The organism is Kitasatospora sp. NPDC052868 (assembly GCF_044547105.1).
Classification (GTDB): domain Bacteria; phylum Actinomycetota; class Actinomycetes; order Streptomycetales; family Streptomycetaceae; genus Kitasatospora.
The window spans coordinates 14,814-38,188 of sequence record NZ_JBITZW010000031.1 but is presented as its reverse complement, the minus strand read 5'-3'; the positions used below and the strand labels follow the sequence as shown (position 1 = coordinate 38,188).

Genomic DNA, 23,375 nt, shown 5'->3' with positions numbered 1-23,375 from the left:
ACGTCCCCCCCCCCCCCCCCCCCCCCCCCCCCCCCCCCCCCCCCCCCCCCCCCCCCCCCACCCGCCCCCCCCCCCCCCCCCCCCCCCCCCCCCCGCGCGGGGGGCCCCCCGGCGGGGGGGGGGCCCCCCCCCCCCCCCCCCCCCCCCCCCCGCCGCCGCAGGACAACGCCCGCACTCACCGAGCCCGGGGCCGCTGCTCAAGGTCAGCGAGGGCTAAGGAGGCAGAACTCGTTGCCTTCCGGGTCGGCCAGAACCGTCCAGGAGATCGCGGACTGGTCGATACCGGGGTCGGTGGCCCCCAGGGCCCGCAGTCGGGCCTCCTCTGCCGCCGGGTCGTCGCCGGGGTAGGGGCTGACGTCGAGGTGGACGCGGTTCCACCCGCTCTTGGTGTCGGGTGTGCGGATGAACTCCAGGTAGGGGCCGACGCCTTGGGCGGACCGCATGGTCGCCCGGTCGTCGGTGACCTCGTGCAGCGTCCAGTCCATCGCCTGGTCCCAGAACCGGGCCATCCCTCGCGGGTCGGTGCAGTCGACCACCACCGCGGCGATCGGTCCGGTGTCCCGGTAGATCGGGCGGGGCTCCAGGACGCAGAACTCGTTGCCCTCCGGGTCGGCCATGACCGTCCACGGGACGTCGCCCTGACCCACGTCGGCGAGCGTCGCGCCGAGATCCTTCAGGCGCGCGACCAACTCCGCCTGATGGGCGGTCGAGGTGGTGGCCAGATCAAGGTGCACCCGGTTCTTCACCGTTTTGGGTTCCGGGCGGGCGATGATGTCGATGCAGACGGCCACGGGGTCGGGGTAGGCGAAGCCCACGGGTTCGAGGTTGGTGACGCCCGGTCCCTCGCTGTCGATTCCCCAACCGAGCGCCTCCGCCCAGAACCGGCCGAGCACGGAGTCGTCCTGGGCCTTCATGTTGATCTGCACAAGTCGTGTTGCCATGCCGCAGATCCTAGAAGCTGAAGTCGGCGGGCCCGACTTCCCGCCCCCCCCGACGAGCGCGGCCCCCGCTCAGTGGGCGAGGGCCGCGCAACACCCGTCCATCAGGTCAAAGCAACGGCCCCCGGGCATGCTTCACGGGAACCCGGCCGAAGCCGACGGTGGAAAGTCAGGCCTTGCGGATCGAGTAGGCGTAGCCGCTGCCGACGCAGCTGTTGGTGCTGTACGACCTCGTGACAACCCACCCGGTGGGGATGGGCGAGAAGGAGCACACGTCGGCGCTGGTGAGGTTGGCGGTGTTGTTGATCGTGTAACCCACCCCGGTACCGACACAGCTGTTGGTGCTGTACGACCAGGTGATCACCCAGCCCGGCGGAATCGGCGTCATCGAACACACACCCATGCTGGTGGCGTTCGCAGTGTTGTTGATCGTGTAACCGACCCCCGTACCCACGCAGCTGTTGGTGCTGTACGACCAGGTGATCACCCAGCCCGGCGGAATCGGGCTCATCGAACACACGCCCATGCTGGTGGCGTTCGCAGTGTTGTTGATCGTGTAACCGACCCCCGTACCCACGCAGCTGTTGGTGCTGTACGACCACGTGATCACCCAGCCCGGCGGAATCGGGCTCATCGAACACACACCGATGCTGGTCTGCCCGGCCGAGTCGGTGATGTTGTAGGCGACGCCGGTGCCGGGACAGCTGTTGCTGCTGTACGACCAGGTGATGACCCACCCGGCCGGGATGGGGGAGTTGGAGCAGACGGTGGCGCTGCCGGTGAGCCGCTGCGGGGTTGCCTGTGCCTGCGAACCTGCGGCGGTCATCACGCCAAGCAGCAGGAGCACGGCCGCAAACAGATGCGGGATGCGGTTCCGTAAGGTCTTCATTCCAGCCTCAGATCTTCTCGACGCTCTACGAGTACGTTGACGCAGCTGAGATGACCTGTCGGCCTGCTTGTCTGATCATCTCGGCTGAGATGGTGTCAGAGTCGATCCAGGGGTACCAGAGGGCCTCGGAGCGCCCCCTCCTCGGCAGTCACTGCCCCGCCCCCATCTGACCAGCGGCTTCCCCCCAGCCCCTCAAGGAGCCGAGCGGCCCTCGCCCAAGTGAACGAGGACCGCGCCGCGAACACCGACCGTCACCCGAGATCCAGCAGCTGCTCGTAGAAGCCGCCGAAGCCGCGCTCGCTCTCCACCAGGTGCAGCTCCAGGATCCAGTGGCAGACCGCGCCCTTCCGGTCCGTCCGGCGCAGCGGGTTGTGGTTCTCCGGATTGATGTACGACTCGGACTTGGCGCCGTCATTGGTCTCATGGGGGAACTCCCCGACGAGGTGGCCCGCGTGCCAGATGCCGATCGTCCAACCGGCCTCGGTGGCAAGGCGTTCGACCTCCGCGTACAGCTGCGCGCCGGTGATGTCCGGGTGCGCGGCGAAGAACGCCCGCCCGGCGTCGAAGATGCGCGGGAGGTCCCGCTGGAGCCGGAGCTTCTCCGGATCCCCACCGAAGACGTACGTCCGCCCGAAGTCTGCCTCGTACTCCTCGAAGATGGGCCCGAAGTCGGCGAAGGCGATGTCATCCGCACCGATGACCCGGTCCGGCGGGTTCTCCTGGTAGGGCGCAAGGGTGTTCGGCCCGGAACGGACGATGCGCTTGTGCCAGTGCTTGGTGGTGCCGAACATCTCGTTGGCCAGGTCTCGGATCCGGTCGCTGGCCTCCCGCTCCCCCACGCCCGGGGCGACCAGGCCGCGGGCCTCCACCTCCGCGAACAGGGCTATCGCCTTCTCCTGCGCCGCCACCAGGCCCTCGGCCCGCTCGATCTCACGCGCCTGGGATGTCTCAACTGCCATGTCGGATGACCTCTTTCGCATGTGATGGTGCTGCCACCAGCGCGGTGGAGTACGGCCGGGTCACGCTCAGACCCCGGCCCCACCCCCCTCCACGCCATGATCGCAATCCACCTCACACCTGCGGTGCCTTACGGCCGAACCCGCACGCATCCGCGAACCGGACGGGTCGCGCCCAGCCGGCGCGACCCGTCCGCCCCCCCCTCTGCCGGACGACCGCCTACCCGCGATCCGCATCCGGCTCCGCGGCGCCCCCGGGCGCTTCGGCCTTCGTGTGGAGGATCTCGCGGGCCTGCTCCGCGGCGCGGGTGATGCTCTCGGTGACGAAGTCGAGGAAGCGGGCGATGTTCTCCAGGCGGGTGCCGGCCGGGGTGGCGCCGCCGAGGACGCCGACGCCCTCCCGGGCGATCCCGACGATCTGGGCGGTGGAGCGGGCGCTGGCCATCATCGACTGGTACCAGACGTCGTCGTCGACGGCGTAGCGCTCGCGGCGGCGCTCGTCACGCTCCCGGCGGACGAGTCCCTGCTCGTCGAGGAACGTGATCGCCTTGGAGATGGACGCCGGACTGACCTGGAGGTGCTGGGCCAGTTCCGACGCGGTGAGGCTGCCCGCGTCGGTGAGGGTCAGACAGGCCATCACCCGGGCCATCATCTTGGGCATCCCCGACGCTATGAGGACGGTCGTGAACGTCTCCTCGAACTCGCGCACCGCCTCGGCGTCGCGCCCGTGGGCCTGCGGGGACGCCTCCGCCCCCCGCGGCGCGGTCGGCCTGCGCCGGTGGGTGCGGCGCTCGGTGGCCCGATGGGCCAGGTCGGCGCGGTAGGCGGTGGGGCCGCCGTTGCGCATGACCTCGCGTGTGACGGTCGAGGTCGGCCGGTCCAGGCGTCTGGCGATCTCCGCGTAGGCCAGGCCGTCGGCCAGCCCCAGCGCGATCTGCTGGCGTTCCTGCTGGGTGAGTCTGCCTCCCGGCATCGCGGTCTCCTTCGTGGTCCGTGGTGTCTTCAGCATAGCGTTCACTGCCACTTCATTGCAACGCAACGACGGGTGTCGTTGCATTTGATTCAGCCCTACCGCAACGATATTGCACCGCTGAGCTGCGAAGATGCATCTTCGGAGCAACGAGCTTATTGCACACACTTGGAAAGCAACGTAGCTTTTCCCTCGTTCGAAACAACGAGTCACAGGAGAGCACGATGCAGAAGTTCGCCACCCCCGCCCCGATCGCCGCCGTCCTCGACATCCCCGCCGGGCGGATCCGCTTCATCGCCGCCGACCGCGCCGACACCGCCGTCGAGGTCCTGCCCGCGAACGCCGCCAAGGGCCGCGACGTGAAGGCCGCCGAGCAGACCACCGTCGAGTACGCCGACGGCGTCCTGCGGATCCAGGCCGCACCGGCGAGGAACCAGATCCTCGGCAACTCCGGATCCGTCGAGATCACCGTCCAGCTCCCCGCCGGCTCCCGCATCGAGGCGAAGGCGGCCAGCGCCGAACTCCGCGGCGTCGGACGGCTCGGCGACGTCGCCTTCGAGGCCGCCCAGAGCACCGTCAAGCTCGACGAGGCCGCGAGCGCCCGCCTCACCGTCATGGCCGGCGACGTCGCGGTCGGCCGCCTCGCCGGCCCCGCGCAGATCAGCACCCAGAAGGGCGACATCCGGATCACCGAGGCCGTCCGCGGCGCGGTCGAACTGCGCACCGAGTACGGCGAGATCGAGGTCGGCGCCGCCCGCGGCAGCTCCGCCTCCCTGGACGCCGGCACCGCCTACGGCCGGATCCACAACGCCCTCCGCAACACCGACGGCACCCCCGAGCTGGCCATCCACGCGACCACCTCCTACGGCAACGTCACCGCCCGCAGCCTCTGATCACCCCGCAGCCCCAGAAGGAGCACCTCTCATGACCGACCTGGCCATCGCGGCGAACGGGTTGCGCAAGTCCTACGGTGACAAGGTCGTCCTCGACGGCATCGACCTTGCGGTGCCGGCCGGCACGATCTTCTCCCTGCTCGGCCCGAACGGCGCCGGCAAGACCACCGCCGTCAAGATCCTCTCCACCCTCGTCTCCGCCGACGCCGGCGAACTGCGCGTCGGCGGCCACGACCTGGCCACCGACCCGCAGGCGGTGCGCGCGGCGATCGGCGTCACCGGCCAGTTCTCGGCCGTCGACGGCCTGATCACCGGCGAGGAGAACATGCTCCTGATGGCGGACCTGCACCACCTCTCCCGCAGCGAGGGCCGGCGCACCGCCGCCGAACTCCTGGAGCGATTCGACCTGGTGGACGCCGCGAAGAAGCCCGCCGCAAGCTACTCCGGCGGCATGAAGCGCCGCCTGGACATCGCCATGACCCTGGTCGGCAGCCCGCGGATCATCTTCCTCGACGAGCCGACCACCGGCCTCGACCCGCGCTCACGCCACACCATGTGGGGGATCATCCGCGAGCTGGTCTCCGGCGGCACCACCGTCTTCCTCACCACCCAGTACCTGGACGAGGCCGACGAACTCGCCGACCGCATCGCCGTCCTCAACGACGGCCGGATCGCCGCCCAGGGCACCGCCGAGGAGCTCAAGCGGCTCGTCCCCGGCGGCCACGTCCGCCTGCGCTTCACCGACCCGGCCGCCTACCAGGCCGCCGCCACCGCCCTGCGCGAGACCACCCGCAACGACGAGGCCCTGTCCCTGCAGCTCCCCAGCGGCGGCAGCCAGCGCGAACTGCGCGCCATCCTCGACCGGTTGGACTCGGCCGGCATCGAGGCGAACGAGCTGACCGTCCACACCCCCGACCTCGACGACGTCTTCTTCGCCCTCACCGACACCACCGACGCCGCCACCGTGCCGAACCAGTCCAAGGAGACCGTCCGATGAGCAACCTCTCCCTCGCCCTGCGCGACTCCAACACCATGCTGCGCCGCAACCTCCTGCACGCCCGGCGCTACCCCTCGCTCACGCTGAACCTGCTGCTCACCCCGATCATGCTGCTGCTGCTCTTCGTCTACATCTTCGGAGACACGATGAGCGCCGGCATCGGCGGCGGCACCGCGGACCGCTCCGCCTACATCGCCTACGTCGTCCCGGGTCTGCTGCTGATGACCATCGGCAGCACCGTCGTCGGAACCGCGGTGTCCGTCTCCACGGACATGAGCGAGGGCATCATCGCCCGGTTCCGCACGATGGCGATCCACCGCCCCTCGGTGCTGATCGGGCACGTCGTCGGCAGCGTGCTGCAGTCGGTCGCCAGCGTGGTCCTGGTGGGCGCCGTCGCGGTGGCCATCGGCTTCCGCTCGACTGACGCCACCGCGCTGGAGTGGCTGGCGGCGTTCGGCCTGCTTGTCCTGTTCGCCACGGCGCTGACCTGGATCGCGGTCGGCATGGGCCTGATCAGCCCGAACGCCGAGGCCGCCAGCAACACCGCGATGCCGCTGATCCTGCTGCCGCTGCTGTCCAGCGCCTTCACCCCGATCCACTCCATGCCGGGCTGGTTCCAGCCGGTCGCCGAGTACCAGCCGTTCACGCCCGCCATCGAGACCCTCCGCGGCCTGCTGCTCGGCTCGGAGATCGGCCACAACGGCTGGCTCGCCGTCGCCTGGTGCCTGGGCCTGGCCGCCCTCGGCTACCGCTGGTCGACCTCGACGTTCAACCGCGACCCGAAGTAACCGCCATGACGACGCGGGAAACCTCCCGCGCCCCCGCACCGCCCAGGGCGGCGCACACCGGCAATGCGCCGGAGTGCGCCGCCCGTTCGCGTTTGCGGCACGCTAGCGTGTGCGGCATGGAGCCGACCGCCGGGAACACCGACCACGCCACACCGCCCGGGGCGGCCTGCCCGCGGTGCGAGGAGTCCGCGCGGCTGGCGGGCTTCGAGGAGAACCGCCGACCCGTCAGGCGCACGGCCCGCCCGCTGCGGCTGGCCGCCTCGGCGGTGCTCATCGCGTACGGGTGGGCGTGGCTGACCACGGGACGGCCCTGGCTCGGGGCGCTGCTGCTCGCCGGGGGGCTGGCCGTCGGCGCCCTCACCGCAAGGGCGGTCGTCCGGGCGGGATCGGGGCAGCGGACGCAGGTCTTCCACTGCCCGCGGTGCCTGGTGCGCTTCCGCCCCGGCGACCCCGTGCTGGTGTCCTCCTTCGTCCCCCGGCCGCGGACGGTGGGAACCACCGTGCGGCCGGTGAGCGGTGGCTGACACCCACTCAGTGCCGTCCGCCCGAAGGCGCTAGCGGGGCGCGATGATCCCCGTCAGCCACTTGAAGGCCGGGACGACCAGCGGCTTCCACGTCGAGGTCAGGTGCGGGCCGGTGGTCTCGACCGGGGTGACGGTGGTCGGGCTCTTCGCCGCCTGCTGGAGGGCCGTCGCGTCCTCCAGCCCGTCGCCCCGCTTGCCGGTCACGTAGAGCGAGACGTTCGGCGGGGTCGGGGCGTGGGTGAGCAGGTAGAGCGGGTTGGAGGTCTCCCGCAGCTGGTGGTCCTTGGCGGTCAGCGAGGAGGGCTCGCCCGCCGGGTCGTTGTAGCCGGACATGCTGATCCCCGCGCGGTAGCGGTTGGGGTGGGCGAGGGCGAGGCGGGAGGCGCAGTGGGCGCCCGCCGAGTAGCCGGCCAGGGCCCAGCGGTCCGGGGTGGTGTCGGCCCGGAAGTTGTCCACGACCATCTGCGGGACGTCCCGCGAGAACCAGGTGTCGGCGTTGACCCGGCCCGGGACGTCGGCGCAGCCGGTGTCGGTCTTGCCGAGCAGGGTGACCCGGGGCGCGACCAGGATGAAGGGGGTCACCTGGCCGGACTTCATCAGCGGTTCGAGCTGGCCGATCGCGTCCATGGTGTCGCCGAACCAGGCGCTGGAGGCACCGGGGTAGCCGGCCAGCAGCTCGACGACCGGGAAGGTCCGGTCCTTGTGCGCGGGGTCGTCGTACTGCGGGGGCGTCCAGACCAGGACCTCGCCGTCGACGCCGGAGAGCCGGCCCTTGAGGTCGGCCTGCTTCACGCTCCTGGGTACGGCGTCCGAGTCCGGGGCGTGGAAGGCCTGTGCCGTCTTGGGCGGGGCGGTGGCGGCCGGGGCGGTCGGGGCGCCGGGTGCGGCGGTACCGGGCGCCGCGGCGCGGTCCCCGGCGAGGCCCTCGTCCTTCGGCGGCACGGGGACGGCCCGGACGTGGTTGGAGGTGCCCAGCAGGTCGCCCCAGCTGTCGTAGAGCTGGTTCTCGTTGTTGACCAGGACGAAGACCATGGCCACGGCGGTGAACTGACAGAGCAGGACCGTCCCGAGACAGGACAGCACCCGCAGCGGGCCGCTCCGCCGCCGGGCGGCGGCCAACCGCCCGAGAAAGGCCCAGTCGCCGCCCCACTGCGCCATTGCCAGCGCGACGGAGGCCACGAACAGAACAATCGTGAGAACGAGGAAGGGCGTGCCTGTCAGATTCATCGCGTACCGGTACCCAGCTCCTGTGCCGCCCGGGCCCGAATGCCCGCCGACATGGGGGACGGCCCGGAACAGTCGTTCGGTTGCCCGTTCCTGGGAAAGGGCTGGGAGCCCACCCGGCGGCCGTGAATTCCATGAAGGTTCGTCACGGAACAGGCGCGCCCGGTAATCGCGCGCCGGCAGAGGCCTACTGGCCGCCCCCGGCGTAGCGGGCCGGTGAAGTCCCCACCGCCGCCGTGAAGTCCCGGGTGAAATGCGCCTGGTCCGCGTAGCCGAGCTCCACGGCGAGCGCCGCCCAGTCGACGTCCGCGCCCAGGTCGGCGCGGCGGGCGGCCTCGTGCAGCCGGGCCCGGCGCAGGACCCACTTGGGCGGGGCGCCGACGTACTCGGCGAACAGCCTCTGCAGCCGGCGCACGGTGATGCCGAACTCCCCGGCCACCTGGTCCACCCGGCGCAGGTCGGCGGACCCGGTGATGCGCTCCACCATCGCGGCGGCCTGCTCCGCCGCCGGATCGGGCGCGGGCAGGCGGTCGAGGAGGAAGGCGTCGACCCGGGCGGCCAGCGCGGCGAGATCCTCGACGCCCTCCAGCACCGCCGCGTTCAACCGGTCCACCTCGGGCCCGAAGATCCCGGCCGCGGGTACCGACCGGTCGGCAAGAGCGGTCACCGGGCGGTCGGTGAACGCGCGGAAGCCGCCCGGGCGGAACTTGACCCCCAGCGCCCGGCCCGCCCCCTCCAGCCGGCGTACGAACAGCGACCGGTCGACCCCGTAGACGCGGGCCGCCGGCGCCTCGAAGACCAGGTGGACGTTGGGGTGGGAGAGCACCTGCTGCTCGTAGGCGGGCAGGCCGCGGCGGTCCCAGCCCACCATCCAGTAGAACTCGACGACCCGCGCCAGCTCCGGGGCGGGCTCGTGCCGGTCCAGGCTGATCACGGCTGCCGCCCGGTCGGGGTGGAGCACCCCGCGCCCGAGGTCTGTCATACCCACCAGGCTAGTCTTTCGGGCCGTCGTGTTTGTTCAAGACCCCGCCCCAACGACGGGGCCAGGATCGACCCATGAACGGTCACGCACTCCACCCCCTGATGGCTCAGGCAGCGGCCGAGGCCACCCGCATCGCCAACGGCGTCCGCGCGGAGCAGCTGGACGGGCCCACCCCCTGCACGGACTTCGACACCCGCGCCCTGGTCAACCACTGGGTGCTCTACACCTCCCACGGGCTTGAGCACCGGGCGCGCCGGGAGCAGCTGCCGCAGGAGCTGACGGAACGCGACTTCACCGCCGACCCGGCCTGGGCCGAGGACTACGCGAAGCAGCTGGACCGGGCCGTGGCGGCCTGGGCCGATCCGCGGGCCTGGGAGGGGGAGATCGACCTGGGCGGCGGGGCGGTGATGCCCGCGACGGCGATCGCCCGGATGCTGATCGCCGAACTGCTGCTGCACGGCTGGGACGTCGCCGCGGCCACCGGTCGGCCGGTCGAGGTCACGGACGGGCTCGCCCGGGTGGTCCTCGACCTGGTCGAGGAGTACGCGGAGATGTTCCGCCAGTACGACGGCTTCGCCGACGCGGTACCGCTGCCCGCCACCGCCCCGCTCTTCGAGCACGCGCTGGCCGCCTCCGGCCGCGACCCGCGCTGGACCCCGGCCGGAGGCTGACCGGCGGGGGCCGGAGGGTGTTTGCAAAGTCCCACCAGGTCCGGGCGCGACTTTGCAAACACCCTCCAGGGCTTACGCCTGGCCGGCGGGCCGGTAGGTGGTCACGTGCACACCCGTCTTGGCGGTGACGGTGGAGACCAGCTCCAGCGTGCGCAGCACCCCGTCCTCCGGGAAGATCCGCTTTCCGCCGCCGAGGATCACCGGCATGATCATCAACCGGAGCTCGTCGAACAGGCCCTCGGACAGCAGGGTGCGGACCAGGGTGGGGCTCCCCATGACCGAGAGGTCGCCGCCCTCGGTCGCGCGCAGCTCCCGGATCCGGGCGAGGGCGTCCTCACCGGGGATCCGGACGGTGTTGTTCCAGGTCATGTCGTCGTCACCGAGCGTCCCGGTCACCACGTACTTCCGGAAGGCGTTCATCTGGTCGGCGAACGGGTCGCCGGCCCGGTCGGGCCACGCCCCGGCCATGGTCTGCCAGGTGCGACGGCCGAACAGCAGCGCCTCCGCCCGGCCCGCCGCCTCGCCGATGGCGGCGCCCATCACCTCCGGGTCGAAGAACGGGTGCGACCAGCCGCCGTGGGCGAAGCCGCCGTCGACGTCCTCCTGGGGACCGCCGGGCGCCTGCACGACACCGTCGAGGCTGATGAACTCACTGATCACGATGCGCATGGTGGCGCTCCCTGGTTCTCGTTGCGGGCTTACATGAGGTTGGACCGGCCTGACGCCCGGGACTCATCGCTCCACACCGAACATCTTCTGTGACCTGGACCACACCCGCCGCCTGCGCCTCAGCCCGTCTCCGCCGCGGGCGCCCCCAGTGCGCGCCGCACCAGCCGCGTCGCGGCCGGGACGGCGGCCCGCAGATCCCCGTCCGGCCCGACCTCCTCGCCCGCCAACGCGTCGAAGGCCTCGAAGCCGGTGAGGACGAACAGCAGCGCCGCCGCGTCCTGCGGCGCGCCGTCGAGCCGGCCGACCAGCACCCGCGCGCCCTCGCGGCGGCGGGCGTCGCGCTCGCCGACGACCCGGCCCACCTCCTCGTCCAGTGCGGCCAGCGCGCGCAGCCGGCGGGTGCAGGCGCGGTCCACCGCCCAGAAGCCGCCCATGATCTCGACCATGCGGTCCACCGCCGCCCAGGGGTCGGCGAGGGTGAACGCCTCGGGGAGCCGCGCCAGCCCGCCCTCGGCGGCGAGCGCGTCGCAGACCGCCTCCAGCAGGACCGGCTTCGAGCCGAACTGGTAGTAGACGGTCGCCCGGGCGACATCGGCCCGCCGGGCCACCGCGTCCAGCGAGAGGGTGCCCGCCTCGGTCAACTGCTCTCGCGCGGCCCGGACGATCCGCGCACGCGTCTCGTCCACATCCGACTGCCGCTGTCCCATCCGGTAGGCCCGGGGGCTCATCGCGCTCGCCTCCACATGCTCGCCCCGGCCGCGGGCGCGGCCGTGGACACCTCGTGAACAGGCAGTATCGCCGATCCCCCGCGAGCGGCTGCGGGGGATCGGCGAGCACAGGGGCCGCAGGGCGTCAGACGATGACCCGCCCGCCGCTGACGTCCAGCGTCTGGCCGGTGATCCAGGAGGACGCCTCGGAGGCCAGGAACAGCGTGGCCGACGCGATGTCCTCCGGTTCGCCGAGCCGGCCGAGCGGGTGCGCGGCGGCGACCGCGGCCTGGATCTCGGGCGACATCACGGCGGCCGTCCGCTCGGTGCGGACCGCGCCCGGCGCGATGGCATTGACCCGGACGCCCTCGCCCGCCAGCTCCAGGGCCAGGTGGCGGGTGTACATCAGCACCCCCGCCTTGGCGGCGGCGTACGCGGCGGAGGAGCCGCTGGGCAGCCGGCCGGCCGTCGAGGCCATCGTGACCACCGAGCCCGCGCCGCGCTTCAGCAGGCCCGGCAGAAAGGCCTGGACGGTCAGGAAGGTGGAGTTGAGGTTGGCGTCCAGCACGGCCCGCCAGTGCTCCTCGGTCTCCCGGACGGTCGGCACCGGGTAGCCGTCTCCCCCGGCGAAGGCCGCGAGGACGCCGACCGGTCCGAGATCCTCCTCGATCCGGGCGGCGGCCCCGGCGAGCGCGGCGGCGTCGGTGCAGTCGGCGACCAGGCCGAGCGCCTCCGCGCCGAGCTCGCGCAGCTCCGCCGCGACGGCGGCCAGGGCCTCGCCGTCCCGGCCGAGGACGGCGACCGCCGCGCCCTGCCGGGCGAACGACCGGGCGGTCTCCGCGCCGATTCCTCTACTGCCCCCGGTGATCACTACGACCGTGCCGGCCAGGTCGGGGTACTGGACTCCCATATGCCATCGCTCCTTCGGTCCGACTGTGGTTCACTGATTCAGTCATACAGTCCGTCTGAATAAATTGGCAAGGGCGGACCGGACCCGAAACCCGAGGAGCAACCCGATGAAACTCGCCGTCGTCGGCGCCGCCGGACGCACCGGCCGCCTGGTCGTCGACCTCGCCCTGGCCGCCGGGCACACCGTCACCGCGGTGGCCCGCACCCCCTCCCGGCTACCGGACTTCGCGCACGGCACGCCGCTCACCGCGCAGGCCGACGTCCAGCGGCCCGGCTCCCTGCACGCGCCGCTGGCCGGGCAGGACGCGGTGGTGTCCACACTCGGCACGACCGGGCGGGCGGCCACCACCGTGTTCTCCGACGGCGCGCGGGAGCTGGTCGCCGCCGCCCGGGCGGGCGGGGTGCGGCACGTGGTGGCGATGTCCTCGGCGGGGCTGGACAGCGACCACCTCCCCCTCGCCCAGCGGGTGGTCACCAGGCTGGTGGTGAACCGGCTCTACCGGGAGGTCCACCGCGACCTGGCCCGGATGGAGGCGGTCCTGACCGAGTCCGACACGATCTGGACGGTCGTCCGGGTGCCGATGCTCAAGGACGGGCCGCCGTCGCCCGCCCCCTGGGTGTCCTACGGCCTGCCGCTCCCGAAGGCCGGCACCGCCACCCGGGCCACCGTCGCCACCTGGATCGTCGGACACCTCGGCGCCGCGGAGACCTTCCGCCACCTGGTCGCCATCGCCGACGGCTGAGTCTCTGCGGGGCTCAACCGCCCTGCGGGACTCAGCCGCCCTGCGGGGCTCAGCCCTCCTGGGGGGCGCGGCGCCGCATCGCCACCACGAACAGGAACACCGCCGACAGCACCGCCGACACCTTCAGCACCCCGGGGGCGGCCGACCAGGCGACCTGGCCGACCTGCTGGTCCGGCTGCAGCGCCTGGCCCCAGCGGCCCTGGGCCCGGCCCCAGAACCACACGGTGGTCGCGCTCATGGTCACCAGCGGGATGCCCAGGATGGCGAACTTCCGCATGAAGTCCGTCAGTTGCCGGGACAGGTAGCCGAGCGCCCAGCCCACCAGCATGGCTGGGATCTGCCCGGTGACCGCGCCGCCCACCAGCACCGCCGCGGACAGCAGCAGCAGCGGCGACGGGCGGCGGGCACCCCGGGCGCTCCTCCGCTCCGCCTTCGCCGCGGCCCTCGCCGCGGCCCGGTCGGCCGCCCTCGCCGCGGCCTGCCCGGCCCGGTCCGCCTTGGCCGCACCGGCCGCACCGGCCGCCGCCGGCACCTCCTCGACCGCCGCCGGCGCGCCCTCCTCGGCCGCCCGCTGCTCCGGGATCGGCTTCGGGGGGGCCTGCGGCGTGTCCGAGAAGTTGAGCATCACCAAGTCCCAGCCGCCCGAGTCCGCCGAGGTGTACACCTGCGGCGGCGGCAGGGCCTCCGGGTCGGCGGCCGGCCGGGGCGGCGGGGCGGCCGGCGGCATCCCGGGCACGCCGGGCGCCCCGGAGGCGTACACGCTGTCCTCGTCCGCCGCCTCGCCACCGCCGGCCGCGCCGCCGGCTGCACCGCCACCGGAAGCACCGCCGCCCGACGGCCCGCTCCACGGCCCGCGCTTACGCCACCACTCGCCGCCGTCCGACATCACCCGACACCCCGCCTCACCCGAGCCCGCCCACGTCCCCGCTGATCGTGACGCTACCCACCCGGCCGCCGCCCACGCGAGCCCGGCCCGCCCACGGGAACGCCGCCCCGCCGACGGATCCCCACCGCCTGCGGGCCCGACTAACCTAGGTCGAATGACCACACAGCAGGGCCCCCAACGCACCGGCAAGGCGCCCGCCGGCCCCCGCACCCTCGCCGAGGAGCTCCGGACCCGCCCGGACGACGCCCTCGCCACCCTGCTGCGGTCCCGACCCGACCTGCTCAACCCGGTGCCCGGCGACCTCACCCAGCTCGCCGCCCGGCTCTCCTCCCGCGCCTCCGCCCTGCGCGCCCTGGAACGCCTGGACCGCTTCACCCTCCAGGTCGCCGAGGCCCTGGCCGCCGCCCCCGACGGCGCGCCGCTGGCCACCGTGCGCACCCTGCTGACCGGGCCGGCCAAGGTCAAGCCGCACCCCGGCGCCACCCCGCTCACCGCCGCCGACCGCGCCGCCGTCGCGGCCGCCCTCCCCCGGGCCCTCACCACCCTGCGCGACCGCGCCCTGCTCTGGGGCCCCGACAACGGTCTGCGCCTGGTCATCGCCGTCCGCGAGGCCCTCGCCCCGACCGCCGCCAACCCCGGGCGCACCGGCCTCGGCCCCACCCTCTCGGAGGCTACCGTCGGGATGTCCCCGGCCCGGCTCCAGCAGCTGCTGACCTCCGCGGGCCTGCCGGCCACCGCCGACCCGGTCACCGCGGTCGCCGCGCTCACCGGGCTGCTCACCGACCGCGCCCGCTGCGACGCCCTGCTCGCCACCGCGCCCGAGCCCGCCCTGCGCCTGCTGGAACGCCTGGTCTGGGGCCCGCCCACCGGTACCGTCCCGGACGCCACCCGCCCGGTCACCGCCGAGGACGCGCAGAGCCCGGTCGAGTGGCTGCTGGCCCGCGGCCTGCTGCTGCCCACCAGCCCCGGCAGCGTCGTGCTGCCCCGCGAACTCGCCCTGCACCTGCGCGGCGGCCGCACCCACCGGCTGGTCGAGCCCGCCCAGCCCGAGCCCGCCCCGGCCGCGGCGCCGCGCGATCCACAGGCTGTGGACAGCGCCGCGGCCGGCCAGGCCCACACCGCCGTCCGGATCGTCGAGGAACTGCTCGACCTCTGGGGCCTCAACCCCCCGGCCACCCTGCGGGCCGGCGGCCTCGGCGTCCGCGACCTCAAGCGCACCGCCCAGGCCCTCGAAAGCACCGAGCAGCAGACCGCCTTCTGGCTCGAACTCGCCTACGCCTCGGGCCTGCTGGCCGCCGACGGCGAGGCCGACGAACGCTGGGCCCCGACCCCCGCGTACGACACCTGGCTCCAGCAGGACACCGCAGAGCGCTGGGCCCGGCTCGCCTCCTGCTGGCTCACCGCCACCCGCGTCGCCCCGCTCACCGGCAGCCCCGACGGCAAGGGCAGGCCGCGCGCCGCGCTCGGCCCCGAACTCGACCGCACCCTGGCCCCGTCGGTGCGCCGAGCCACCCTCGCCCTGCTCGCCGAACTCCCGCCCGGCACCCCCGCCACCGCCGACGAACTGCTGCCCACCCTGCGCTGGCAGCGCCCGCTGCGCAGCGGCCCGGCCACCGGGGCGTCCCGCGAGCTGCGCGACGACCTCACCGCCTGGACCCTCGCCGAGGCCGAGCTGATCGGCATCACCGGCCGCGGCGCCCTCGCCGCCCCCGCCCGCGCCCTGCTCACCCGCGAGGCCGACCCCGCCGAGGTGCTCGCCCCGCTGCTGCCGCAGCCGCTGGACCACGTCATCCTCCAGCCGGACCTCACCGCGATCGCCCCCGGCCCGCTGCTCACCCCGCTCGCCCAGGCGCTCGCCCTCTGCGCCGACATCGAGTCCAAGGGCGGCGCCACCGTCTACCGGTTCACCCCCACCTCCGTCCGCCGCGCCCTCGACGCCGGGCGCAGCGCCGCCGACCTGCAGGGCTTCCTGGAGCAGCACTCGCGCACACCCGTCCCGCAGCCGCTCAGCTACCTGATCGACGACGTCGCCCGCCGCCACGGCATCCTGCGGGTCGGCGCGGCCTCCTCGTACCTGCGCTGCGACGACCCGGCCCTGCTCGCCGAGGTGCTCGCCGACCGCCGCTCCGTCGACCTGCGGCTGCGGCTGCTCGCGCCCACCGTCCTCGCCGCCCAGGCCGCGCCCGACGTCCTGCTCGCCACCCTGCGCACCATGGGGTACGCCCCGGCCGCCGAGTCCGCCGAGGGCGACGTCCTGATCACCCGCCCGGACAGCCACCGGACCCCGCCGCGATCGGCCCCCACGCCCGTCCCGGACGGCCCGCCCACCCCCGACGACACCCTGCTCGGCGCCGCCATCAAGGCCATCCGGGCCGGCGACCGGGCCGCCACCGCCGTCCGCCGCCCGCCGACCCCCGACTCGCGCCACGTCCCGCGGACGGCCGCCGCCGAGACCCTCGCCACCCTGCAGACCGCCGTCCTGCTCGGCGAGCGGGTCTGGATCGGCTACCTCAACGCCGAGGGCCTCGCCAGCCAGCGCATCATCGACCCGGTCAAGGTCGAGGGCGGGTTCGTCACCGCCTTCGACCACCACGCCGACGAGATCCGCACCTTCGCCCTCCACCGCATCACCGGCGTGGCCGAACTGGAGGAGTAACCGGCGGCGTTACGAAACCCGAGAAGTTATCAGAGGTAAGTCGACTCACCAGCCCCGGTCCTGGGCCCGAGCGGTCGCCTCCGACCTGGCGGTTCACCGACCCAACTCCCCCTTGCGCAGGGCCGATCGATCGCGATAGCCTCCGACGCGTCGGGGAGAACTCTGCCCGGACAACGGATGACCCACTCGACGGTGGGTCATTTTCTTTTTCCTCCAAGCCCCCTGGAAGCCCCCCGGCTCACACCGAGCCGGGGGGCTTCCGTGTTTTCCGGAACCGGGAGTCCCACGATGCCCCTCATCGCCGATGCACTGACCAGCACCTGGTGGGTCATGCTGCTGATCACGCCCGCCCTGCTCGCGATCCTGGTGGTCGGCATCGTCGCGGTCCTCGCCGTCCGGCGGGCCCGGCCCGAGGACATCCCCGGCCTGGTCGTCGGCGTGGCCAAGGCCGTGGCCGCCCTGCTCCCCGCCTACCGCCGGCTCCCCCGCCCGACTCTCACGACCCGCACGGCCCGCACGACCGACCGGTCCATCGACGGAGGTGACAACGGTGGCACGCGCTAAGGCCCTCAACGACCCCACTGCACGGCACGCCGGACCGGACGTGATCAGCGACGCCCTGAGCCGGACGCTCTCCCTGCCCGAGATCGAGTTGCTCACCGCCTGGCTGTACGACGTACCGACCCACCAACTGGCCACCGACCTCGGTGCCACGCAGGACTCGACCGAGGTGATCCTGGCGAACGCCCTGGCCAAACTGGGCCGGTCCCCGCAGGCCAAGGCGCTGCTGGACGAACACCTCGCCGGGGAGGGACCGAAGCACTCCGGGACGTTGCGGCTCACCGCGGCCCGGCTCGGCGTCGACAGCGTGCCCCGCTGCCCGACCTGCGCCACCGCACTGCTCTCCGCCGCACCGACCGGACGCCCCCGCCGGTACTGCTCCGACCGCTGCCGCCAGAAGGCCTACCGCGAGCGGGCGAGGGCCGGGGCCAAGGCCGCCCCCGCACCGGGCCGGCCGACCAGGGACGTCGAACTGCGGCTGCGCGACCCGTGGTCCGAGACGCCCGCCCTGCGGTGGTACTACGACGGCGAGGAGGACCTGCTCGGTGCCGAGGAGGCGGAACGCCTCCTGGAGTGGGAGGCGTTCGGCCGACGGAAGGACCCGCGCCGCGGCTTCCCGCGGCGCGCCCCGCACTACCGGCCCACCCTGGGCGCCCTGGCCATGGTCGAGCGCGTCTCGCCCGACCGCCACGCGCGAGAGGCCTCCCGCGAACTCGGCTACGAGTACTTCCTGGACGCTTGGGGCTTCCCGAGCGCGGACTTCACCGCACTGTGGGACACCTTCCAGGTGCCGGACGCCGCGCCGGACCGGGCCTGGGCGGTCTACGCCATGCTCGTCCACTGGCACTACCCGGAAGACCCGCCCCAGGGCGGCCTTCAGGTGCTCCCGATCGCAGGGTCACCGAGGGTGTCCGGAGACTGGGCGCGCGTGCTGCTGGCCAACCCGGTACGAACGCACCTCCCGGAGCACTCGGTCCACATCCGCGGCCTCGGCCGGTGCGCCGACCAGGAGTCATGGATCACCCTGCTCGACAGCCCGTTCGCGGGGCTCGTGCTCAGTGGCCCTGCTGGGACTCCTTGAGCTTCTCCTTGATCGCCTGGTCGGCCAGGCTGCCGACCTCGCCCTGGCCGACCGGCAGGCTGCCGCCGCTGACCACGTCGGCGAGCAGGAAGCCCGGCGCCGCCAGCGGTCCGCCGACACCCTCGCCGATGCCCGCGACGGCGTGGGCGGAGGTGGCCGAGGAGGCGGTGGCGGCGAAGGCGGTACCGGCGAGGGCGAGAGCGGTGAGGACACGCTTCGACTTGTTCATGCCCTGCTCTAACGAGCGGCGGCGGCGCCGGTCACCGCCCCGCGTTTGACGCACCCGGCAGGGCGGCGTAGTCCGGAAGGCAGGGGGGTTCCCGAAGGAGGCGTCATGCTCGGAGACAAGATAGGGATCCAGACCACCAGTGAGACCGGCCGGCGGGTGCTGGCCACCGCCGACGGGCTGCACCCCGTGGTGGAGGTCTCGTTCGAGGGGACCGGCACGGTACTCGGCGTCGGCGTCAAGGAGTTCGCCACCTACGAGTCGCAGATGCGCTCCGACGGCACGCTGTTCGGCGAGGGCCAGGGCGTGGGGATGAGCGAGAGCGGCGAGACGTACAGCTGGCACGGCAGCGGCATCGGCCGCTTCACCGGCCCGGGTGGCGCCGTGGCCTGGCGCGGTTCGGTCTTCTTCGACAGCGACGCCGAGTCGTTCGTCCAGCTGAACGACACCGTCGGCCTCTTCGAGTACGACACCGACGGCTCCGGCTCGGGCAAGGTCCTCATCTACGAGTGGAAGTAGCCGTCCGGCTTCCCCGCGGAATGCGCGACACTGGAGGGTCTGCGTCGAACCAGCCGACCCAGCCGACCCAGTGGAGGGCTCCCCCGCGTGAACGACGGACCACTCATCGTCCAGAGTGACAAGACTCTTCTCCTGGAGATCGACCACCCCAAGGCCTCCGACTGCCGCCGCGTCATCGCGCCGTTCGCCGAACTCGAGCGCGCCCCCGAGCACGTCCACACCTACCGGGTCACCCCGCTCGGGCTGTGGAACGCGCGCGCCGCCGGGCACGACGCCGAGCAGGTGGTCGACGCCCTGGTGAAGTACTCCCGCTACCCCGTCCCGCACGCGCTGCTGGTCGACGTGGCCGACACCATGGCGCGCTACGGGCGGCTCAAGCTCGTCAAGCACCCCGTCCACGGCCTGGTGCTCACCACCACCGACCGCCCGGTGCTGGAGGAGGTGCTGCGCTCCAAGAAGGTCGCGCCGCTGGTCGGCAACCGGGTCGACCCGGACACCGTCATCGTGCACCCGTCCGAGCGCGGCCAGATCAAGCAGGTGCTGCTCAAGCTCGGCTGGCCCGCCGAGGACTTCGCCGGGTACGTCGACGGCGAGGCGCACCCCATCGAGCTGGACCAGGACGGCTGGCAGCTGCGCCCCTACCAGGCGCAGGCGGTCGAGGGCTTCTGGCACGGCGGATCGGGCGTCGTGGTGCTGCCCTGCGGCGCCGGGAAGACGCTGGTCGGCGCCGCGGCGATGGCCGAGGCCAAGTCGACCACGCTGATCCTGGTCACCAACACCGTCTCGGCCCGGCAGTGGAAGCACGAGCTGGTCAAGCGCACCTCGCTCACCGAGGAGGAGATCGGCGAGTACAGCGGGACGAAGAAGGAGATCCGCCCGGTCACCATCGCCACCTACCAGGTGATGACCACCAAGCGGAAGGGCGTCTACGCCCACCTCGAACTCTTCGACGCCCGCAACTGGGGGCTGGTGGTCTACGACGAGGTGCACCTGCTGCCCGCGCCGGTCTTCAAGTTCACCGCCGACCTCCAGGCCCGCCGCCGGCTCGGCCTGACCGCCACCCTGGTCCGCGAGGACGGCCGCGAGGGCGACGTCTTCTCGCTCATCGGGCCCAAGCGCTTCGACGCGCCGTGGAAGGAGATCGAGGCGCAGGGCTACATCGCGCCCGCCGACTGCTGCGAGGTCCGGGTCACCCTCACCGACTCCGAGCGGCTCGCCTACGCGACCGCCGAGCCCGAGGAGCGCTACCGCTTCTGCGCCACCACCGCGACCAAGCGGCGGGTGGTGGAGGCGCTGGTCAAGAAGCACGAGAAGGACCAGACGCTGATCATCGGCCAGTACATCGACCAGCTCGACGAGCTCGGCGAGGTACTGAACGCCCCGGTGATCAAGGGCGAGACCAGCAACGCCCAGCGCGAGAAGCTCTTCGAGGCCTTCCGCACCAAGGAGATCAGCGTCCTGGTGGTCTCCAAGGTCGCCAACTTCTCCATCGACCTGCCCGAGGCGACCGTCGCCATCCAGGTCTCCGGCACCTTCGGCTCCCGCCAGGAGGAGGCCCAGCGCCTGGGCCGCGTGCTGCGCCCCAAGGCGGACGGGCACTCGGCGCACTTCTACTCGGTGGTGGCCCGCGACACCGTCGACCAGGACTTCGCCGCCCACCGGCAGCGCTTCCTCGCCGAGCAGGGCTACGCCTACCGCATCATCGACGCGGACGACGTGCTGTGACGCTCGTCGGGCTCTGACACTCGACGTGCCGTGACACTCGTCGGGCTCCGACGCTCAGGCCAGGTGGTCCGGAGCCCGGTGCGGGCTCCCGGGCACCTGCCTCAGTACTTGACGCCGTCGCGCCCGAGGAAGACCACGCGCGCGGCGGTGTCGAGGGCGATGCCCACGTTGCGGACGGCCTTGGTCAGCGGGTTGCGGCGGCGGCCGGGGCCGGCCGCGGCGGTGGCCCCGGCGGGGCGGGCGGGGGCGGACTTCTGGGACGGCACTCGCGGCGCCGTGATGTGTACGGTGCTCATGTCTTCAACGGTAGGTTCCGCAGGCGTCGGACACATCACCCCAAAGGCCGTATTCGGCAGGACGTTCGTCGTCCTCCAGGTGTAGGACCGCCCCGGGTCCCCCTCCGGGCAGCGGGGCCGGAACCCCGAGACCCGGACGGCGCCGGAGCCCGCGGCCGCAAAGGCGCTGGAACCCCGGGGCCCGGAAGGTCTAGGATCGTTCGCCTGCCCCCTCCCGACCCGTGGTACCTGCTGATTCCCGCAGGCAGCCGGGGGAGGCGCCGACCGCTCGGCAACCGGTCGGCTGTTCTCACCGTGAGCTCCAACGATCCGCTGCACCCCTACCGGGGCAGCCGGGAAGGTTCGCTGTGCCCGCCACCCCCACCACCGACCCCCTCCAGCGCGAACGCGACCACCTGGCCGCCTCCCGGGCCGCGCTGCGTGCGATGCGCGAGGACGTCCAGTCGCTCGACATCCGCGATGTGACCGGCACCTGGGTCACCGCGGTGATCCTCCAGAAGCAGATCGAGGCCCGGATCGCGGCCCTCGCCGACCTCTCGCACACCCCGCTGTTCTTCGGGCGGCTCGACTACCTGCACGCGATCAGCCAGGAGCTGTCCGAGGGCTCCGGCGGGGAGAACTTCTACATCGGCCGGCGGCACGTCCACGACGCCGACGGCGACCCGATGGTGATCGACTGGCGCGCGCCGGTCTCCCAGCCGTTCTACCGCGCCACCCGCACCGAACCGCTGGACGTCGAGCGCCGCCGCCGCTTCGGCTACACCGGCGGCGAGCTGACCGCCTACGAGGACGAGCACCTCACCGACCCGGCCGAGGCCGAGACCTCCTCCGCCCTGCTCGCCGCCGAGATCGAGAAGCCCCGCGTCGGCCCGATGCGCGACATCGTCGCCACCATCCAGCCCGAGCAGGACGAGATCGTCCGCGCCGACATCACCGGCACGGTCTGCGTCCAGGGCGCCCCCGGCACCGGGAAGACCGCCGTCGGCCTGCACCGCGTGGCGTACCTGCTGTACGCGCACCGCGAGCGGCTGGCCCGCACCGGCACCCTGGTGATCGGCCCGAACAACGCCTTCCTCTCCTACATCGAGCAGGTGCTGCCCGCCCTCGGCGAGGTGGAGGTCGCGCAGGCCACCGTGCAGCAGCTGGTGGCGCACGTGGAGGTGCGCGGCGAGGACACCGCCGAGGCGGCCCGGCTGAAGGGCGACGCCCGGATGGCCGAGGTGCTGCGCCGGGCGGTGCGCTCGGGCATCACCGCGCCCGCCGAGCCTTGTGTGGTGGTCCGCGGCTCCCGGCGCTGGCGCGTACCGGTGTACGAGCTCGACTCGATCGTCGAGGAGCTGAAGGGCCGCGACATCCGCTACGGCGCGGCCAGGGACGCCCTGCCGCAGCGGATCGCGCACGCCGTGCTGCTGAAGATGGAGCAGGGCGGCGAGGCCCCGGACGACCGGGTGCAGGACGCGGTGGCCCGCAACGCCGCGGTCAAGGCGACGGTCAAGGCCTGCTGGCCGCTGGTGGAGCCGGCCAAGCTGGTGCTCCGGCTGCTCTCCGACCCGGAGTTCCTGGCGCGGTGCGCGGACGGCGTCCTCACGCCCGAGGAGCAGCAGGCGGTGCTCTGGCCCAAGCCCGGCCGTTCGGTGCGGACGGCCCGCTGGACGCAGGCCGACGCCGTGCTGGTGGACGAGGCCACCGACCTGGTGCAGCGCACGGCCTCGCTCGGCCACGTGGTGCTGGACGAGGCCCAGGACCTCTCGCCGATGCAGTACCGCGCGGTCGGCCGCCGCTGCACCACCGGCTCGGCGACCGTCCTCGGCGACCTCGCCCAGGGCACCACCCCGTGGGCCACCGCCAGCTGGCCGGAGGCCCTGCACCACCTGGGCAAGCCCGCCGCCCACATCGAGGAGCTGACGAAGGGCTTCCGGGTGCCGGAGGAGGTCATCGCGTACGCCTCCCGGCTGCTGCCCTCGATCGCGCCCGGGCTGGCCCCGGCGAGCTCGGTCCGCGAGGCGCCCGGCTCACTGACGATCGAGCGCATCGAGCGCATCGAGCGCATCGACCGCATCGAGACGGACGGGGACGGCGGGACCGGCGCGGACGACAGGGTGGTGAAGGCGGTGGTCGAGGCCTGTCTGCGGGCCCTGGAGAACGAGGGCTCGACCGGTCTGATCGCCGCCGACGCCCGCATCCCGCTGTTCGCCGAGGCGCTGGCGCAGGCCGGTCTGCCGTACCTCTCCCCCGGTGACGAGACCAGCGCCGAGGCCCGGCTGACCCTCGTCCCGGCCTCGCTGGCCAAGGGTCTGGAGTACGACTACGTGGTACTCGACGAGCCGGCCGCCGTGGTCGCCGGGGAGCCGGACGAGCGGACCGGTCTGCGCCGCCTGTACGTGGCGCTCACCCGGGCCGTCTCGGGGCTGCAGGTGCTGCACGCCGAGCCGCTGCCGGCGCAGCTGGCCTGACCCCGCCCCGACGGGTCGACGGGTCGACGGGCCGGCGGGCCGGTGACATGCGAAGGGGACCGGCGGATACCACCGGTCCCCTTCCCACCGAGCCGGCGGCCGCCGATCGCTC

Annotated in this window: 24 protein-coding genes; 12 read left to right on the top strand and 12 right to left on the bottom strand. The window is 73.1% G+C overall.

The genetic code is table 11. From position 1 onward, the window contains the following. Positions 1-203: 203 nt before the first annotated feature. From ACIGZJ_RS33035 to ACIGZJ_RS33020, 4 genes are all read right to left on the bottom strand, one after another. Positions 204-941 (bottom strand): VOC family protein, encoded by a 738-nt coding sequence (locus ACIGZJ_RS33035; protein WP_396460730.1) that lies wholly within the window; start codon positions 939-941, stop codon positions 204-206. A 166-nt stretch (positions 942-1,107) separates the two neighbouring features. Further along, a complete protein-coding gene (locus ACIGZJ_RS33030; protein ID WP_396460729.1) occupies positions 1,108-1,827 on the bottom strand; it encodes a hypothetical protein in 720 nt (239 codons plus the stop codon). Between the two features lie 251 nt (positions 1,828-2,078). Continuing rightward, a complete protein-coding gene (locus ACIGZJ_RS33025; RefSeq protein ID WP_392940697.1) occupies positions 2,079-2,786 on the bottom strand; it encodes a M24 family metallopeptidase in 708 nt (235 codons plus the stop codon). A gap of 217 nt (positions 2,787-3,003) precedes the next feature. Beyond that, on the bottom strand, positions 3,004-3,756 hold the full coding sequence (locus ACIGZJ_RS33020) for a helix-turn-helix domain-containing protein (RefSeq protein WP_396460728.1): 753 nt from the start codon (positions 3,754-3,756) through the stop codon (positions 3,004-3,006). A gap of 221 nt (positions 3,757-3,977) precedes the next feature. Here ACIGZJ_RS33020 and ACIGZJ_RS33015 point away from each other — a divergent pair, with 221 nt between their 5' ends. From ACIGZJ_RS33015 to ACIGZJ_RS33000, 4 genes are all read left to right on the top strand, one after another. Then, on the top strand, positions 3,978-4,646 hold the full coding sequence (locus tag ACIGZJ_RS33015; protein ID WP_396460727.1) for a DUF4097 family beta strand repeat-containing protein: 669 nt from the start codon (positions 3,978-3,980) through the stop codon (positions 4,644-4,646). Positions 4,647-4,677: 31 nt separating this feature from the next. Beyond that, positions 4,678-5,643: an ATP-binding cassette domain-containing protein gene (locus ACIGZJ_RS33010; protein WP_396460726.1), complete on the top strand. Its 966-nt coding sequence runs from the start codon at positions 4,678-4,680 to the stop codon at positions 5,641-5,643. Further along, positions 5,640-6,431, top strand: coding sequence for an ABC transporter permease (locus tag ACIGZJ_RS33005; RefSeq protein WP_396460725.1), 792 nt, complete (start codon positions 5,640-5,642; stop codon positions 6,429-6,431). The genes ACIGZJ_RS33010 and ACIGZJ_RS33005 overlap by 4 nt, the downstream gene beginning before the upstream one ends. 116 nt (positions 6,432-6,547) lie before the next feature. Next, entirely contained in the window at positions 6,548-6,955 is a 408-nt protein-coding gene (locus ACIGZJ_RS33000; protein ID WP_396460724.1) for a hypothetical protein, read from the top strand. Between the two features lie 30 nt (positions 6,956-6,985). Here ACIGZJ_RS33000 and ACIGZJ_RS32995 read toward each other — a convergent pair whose 3' ends face one another. After that, a complete protein-coding gene (locus ACIGZJ_RS32995; RefSeq protein ID WP_396460723.1) occupies positions 6,986-8,182 on the bottom strand; it encodes an alpha/beta hydrolase in 1,197 nt (398 codons plus the stop codon). A 184-nt stretch (positions 8,183-8,366) separates the two neighbouring features. After that, entirely contained in the window at positions 8,367-9,161 is a 795-nt protein-coding gene (locus ACIGZJ_RS32990; protein WP_396460722.1) for a DUF6597 domain-containing transcriptional factor, read from the bottom strand. 74 nt (positions 9,162-9,235) lie between these two features. Between ACIGZJ_RS32990 and ACIGZJ_RS32985 the strand changes: the two genes are divergently transcribed. Then, the gene (locus tag ACIGZJ_RS32985) at positions 9,236-9,832 is read left to right on the top strand and encodes a TIGR03086 family metal-binding protein (RefSeq protein WP_396460721.1); all 597 of its coding nucleotides are present in this window, start codon (positions 9,236-9,238) and stop codon (positions 9,830-9,832) included. A 72-nt stretch (positions 9,833-9,904) separates the two neighbouring features. Here the strand turns inward: ACIGZJ_RS32985 and ACIGZJ_RS32980 are convergent, their stop codons facing one another. The 3 genes from ACIGZJ_RS32980 to ACIGZJ_RS32970 form a co-directional block, all read right to left on the bottom strand. After that, positions 9,905-10,501, bottom strand: a complete 597-nt coding sequence (locus ACIGZJ_RS32980) for a dihydrofolate reductase family protein (RefSeq protein WP_396460720.1) — start codon at positions 10,499-10,501, stop codon at positions 9,905-9,907. 119 nt (positions 10,502-10,620) lie between these two features. Next, the gene (locus tag ACIGZJ_RS32975) at positions 10,621-11,229 is read right to left on the bottom strand and encodes a TetR/AcrR family transcriptional regulator (protein WP_396460719.1); all 609 of its coding nucleotides are present in this window, start codon (positions 11,227-11,229) and stop codon (positions 10,621-10,623) included. 124 nt (positions 11,230-11,353) lie between these two features. Then, positions 11,354-12,118: an SDR family NAD(P)-dependent oxidoreductase gene (locus ACIGZJ_RS32970; protein ID WP_396460718.1), complete on the bottom strand. Its 765-nt coding sequence runs from the start codon at positions 12,116-12,118 to the stop codon at positions 11,354-11,356. 106 nt (positions 12,119-12,224) lie between these two features. On the opposite strand from ACIGZJ_RS32970, the gene ACIGZJ_RS32965 reads away from it, so the two are divergent. After that, complete coding sequence (locus tag ACIGZJ_RS32965; protein WP_396460717.1) at positions 12,225-12,860, top strand: NAD(P)-dependent oxidoreductase; 636 nt, start codon at positions 12,225-12,227, stop codon at positions 12,858-12,860. A 49-nt stretch (positions 12,861-12,909) separates the two neighbouring features. Here ACIGZJ_RS32965 and ACIGZJ_RS32960 read toward each other — a convergent pair whose 3' ends face one another. Then, a complete protein-coding gene (locus ACIGZJ_RS32960) occupies positions 12,910-13,746 on the bottom strand; it encodes a hypothetical protein (protein WP_396460716.1) in 837 nt (278 codons plus the stop codon). 154 nt (positions 13,747-13,900) lie between these two features. Here ACIGZJ_RS32960 and ACIGZJ_RS32955 point away from each other — a divergent pair, with 154 nt between their 5' ends. From ACIGZJ_RS32955 to ACIGZJ_RS32945, 3 genes are all read left to right on the top strand, one after another. Further along, the gene (locus ACIGZJ_RS32955; RefSeq protein WP_396460715.1) at positions 13,901-16,402 is read left to right on the top strand and encodes a helicase-associated domain-containing protein; all 2,502 of its coding nucleotides are present in this window, start codon (positions 13,901-13,903) and stop codon (positions 16,400-16,402) included. A 288-nt stretch (positions 16,403-16,690) separates the two neighbouring features. Then, positions 16,691-16,966, top strand: a complete 276-nt coding sequence (locus tag ACIGZJ_RS32950) for a hypothetical protein (RefSeq protein WP_396460714.1) — start codon at positions 16,691-16,693, stop codon at positions 16,964-16,966. Further along, a complete protein-coding gene (locus ACIGZJ_RS32945) occupies positions 16,953-18,044 on the top strand; it encodes a hypothetical protein (protein WP_396460713.1) in 1,092 nt (363 codons plus the stop codon). Before ACIGZJ_RS32950 ends, ACIGZJ_RS32945 begins: the two co-directional genes overlap by 14 nt. Here the strand turns inward: ACIGZJ_RS32945 and ACIGZJ_RS32940 are convergent. Next, positions 18,019-18,273 (bottom strand): hypothetical protein, encoded by a 255-nt coding sequence (locus ACIGZJ_RS32940; RefSeq protein ID WP_392940672.1) that lies wholly within the window; start codon positions 18,271-18,273, stop codon positions 18,019-18,021. The genes ACIGZJ_RS32945 and ACIGZJ_RS32940 overlap by 26 nt on opposite strands. 105 nt (positions 18,274-18,378) lie before the next feature. Here ACIGZJ_RS32940 and ACIGZJ_RS32935 point away from each other — a divergent pair, with 105 nt between their 5' ends. Together ACIGZJ_RS32935 and ACIGZJ_RS32930 are read left to right on the top strand one after the other, a co-directional pair. After that, the gene (locus ACIGZJ_RS32935) at positions 18,379-18,789 is read left to right on the top strand and encodes a hypothetical protein (protein WP_396460712.1); all 411 of its coding nucleotides are present in this window, start codon (positions 18,379-18,381) and stop codon (positions 18,787-18,789) included. Positions 18,790-18,876: 87 nt separating this feature from the next. Continuing rightward, positions 18,877-20,514 carry a DNA repair helicase XPB gene (locus ACIGZJ_RS32930; protein WP_396460711.1) on the top strand — a complete coding sequence of 546 codons (1,638 nt, stop codon included), beginning with the start codon at positions 18,877-18,879 and terminating at the stop codon, positions 20,512-20,514. 101 nt (positions 20,515-20,615) lie between these two features. On the opposite strand, the gene ACIGZJ_RS32925 is transcribed toward ACIGZJ_RS32930, so the two are convergent. Then, the gene (locus tag ACIGZJ_RS32925; RefSeq protein ID WP_396460710.1) at positions 20,616-20,810 is read right to left on the bottom strand and encodes a hypothetical protein; all 195 of its coding nucleotides are present in this window, start codon (positions 20,808-20,810) and stop codon (positions 20,616-20,618) included. Positions 20,811-21,235: 425 nt separating this feature from the next. Between ACIGZJ_RS32925 and ACIGZJ_RS32920 the strand changes: the two genes are divergently transcribed. Then, a complete protein-coding gene (locus tag ACIGZJ_RS32920; protein ID WP_396460766.1) occupies positions 21,236-23,263 on the top strand; it encodes a HelD family protein in 2,028 nt (675 codons plus the stop codon). Positions 23,264-23,375 lie beyond the last annotated feature (112 nt).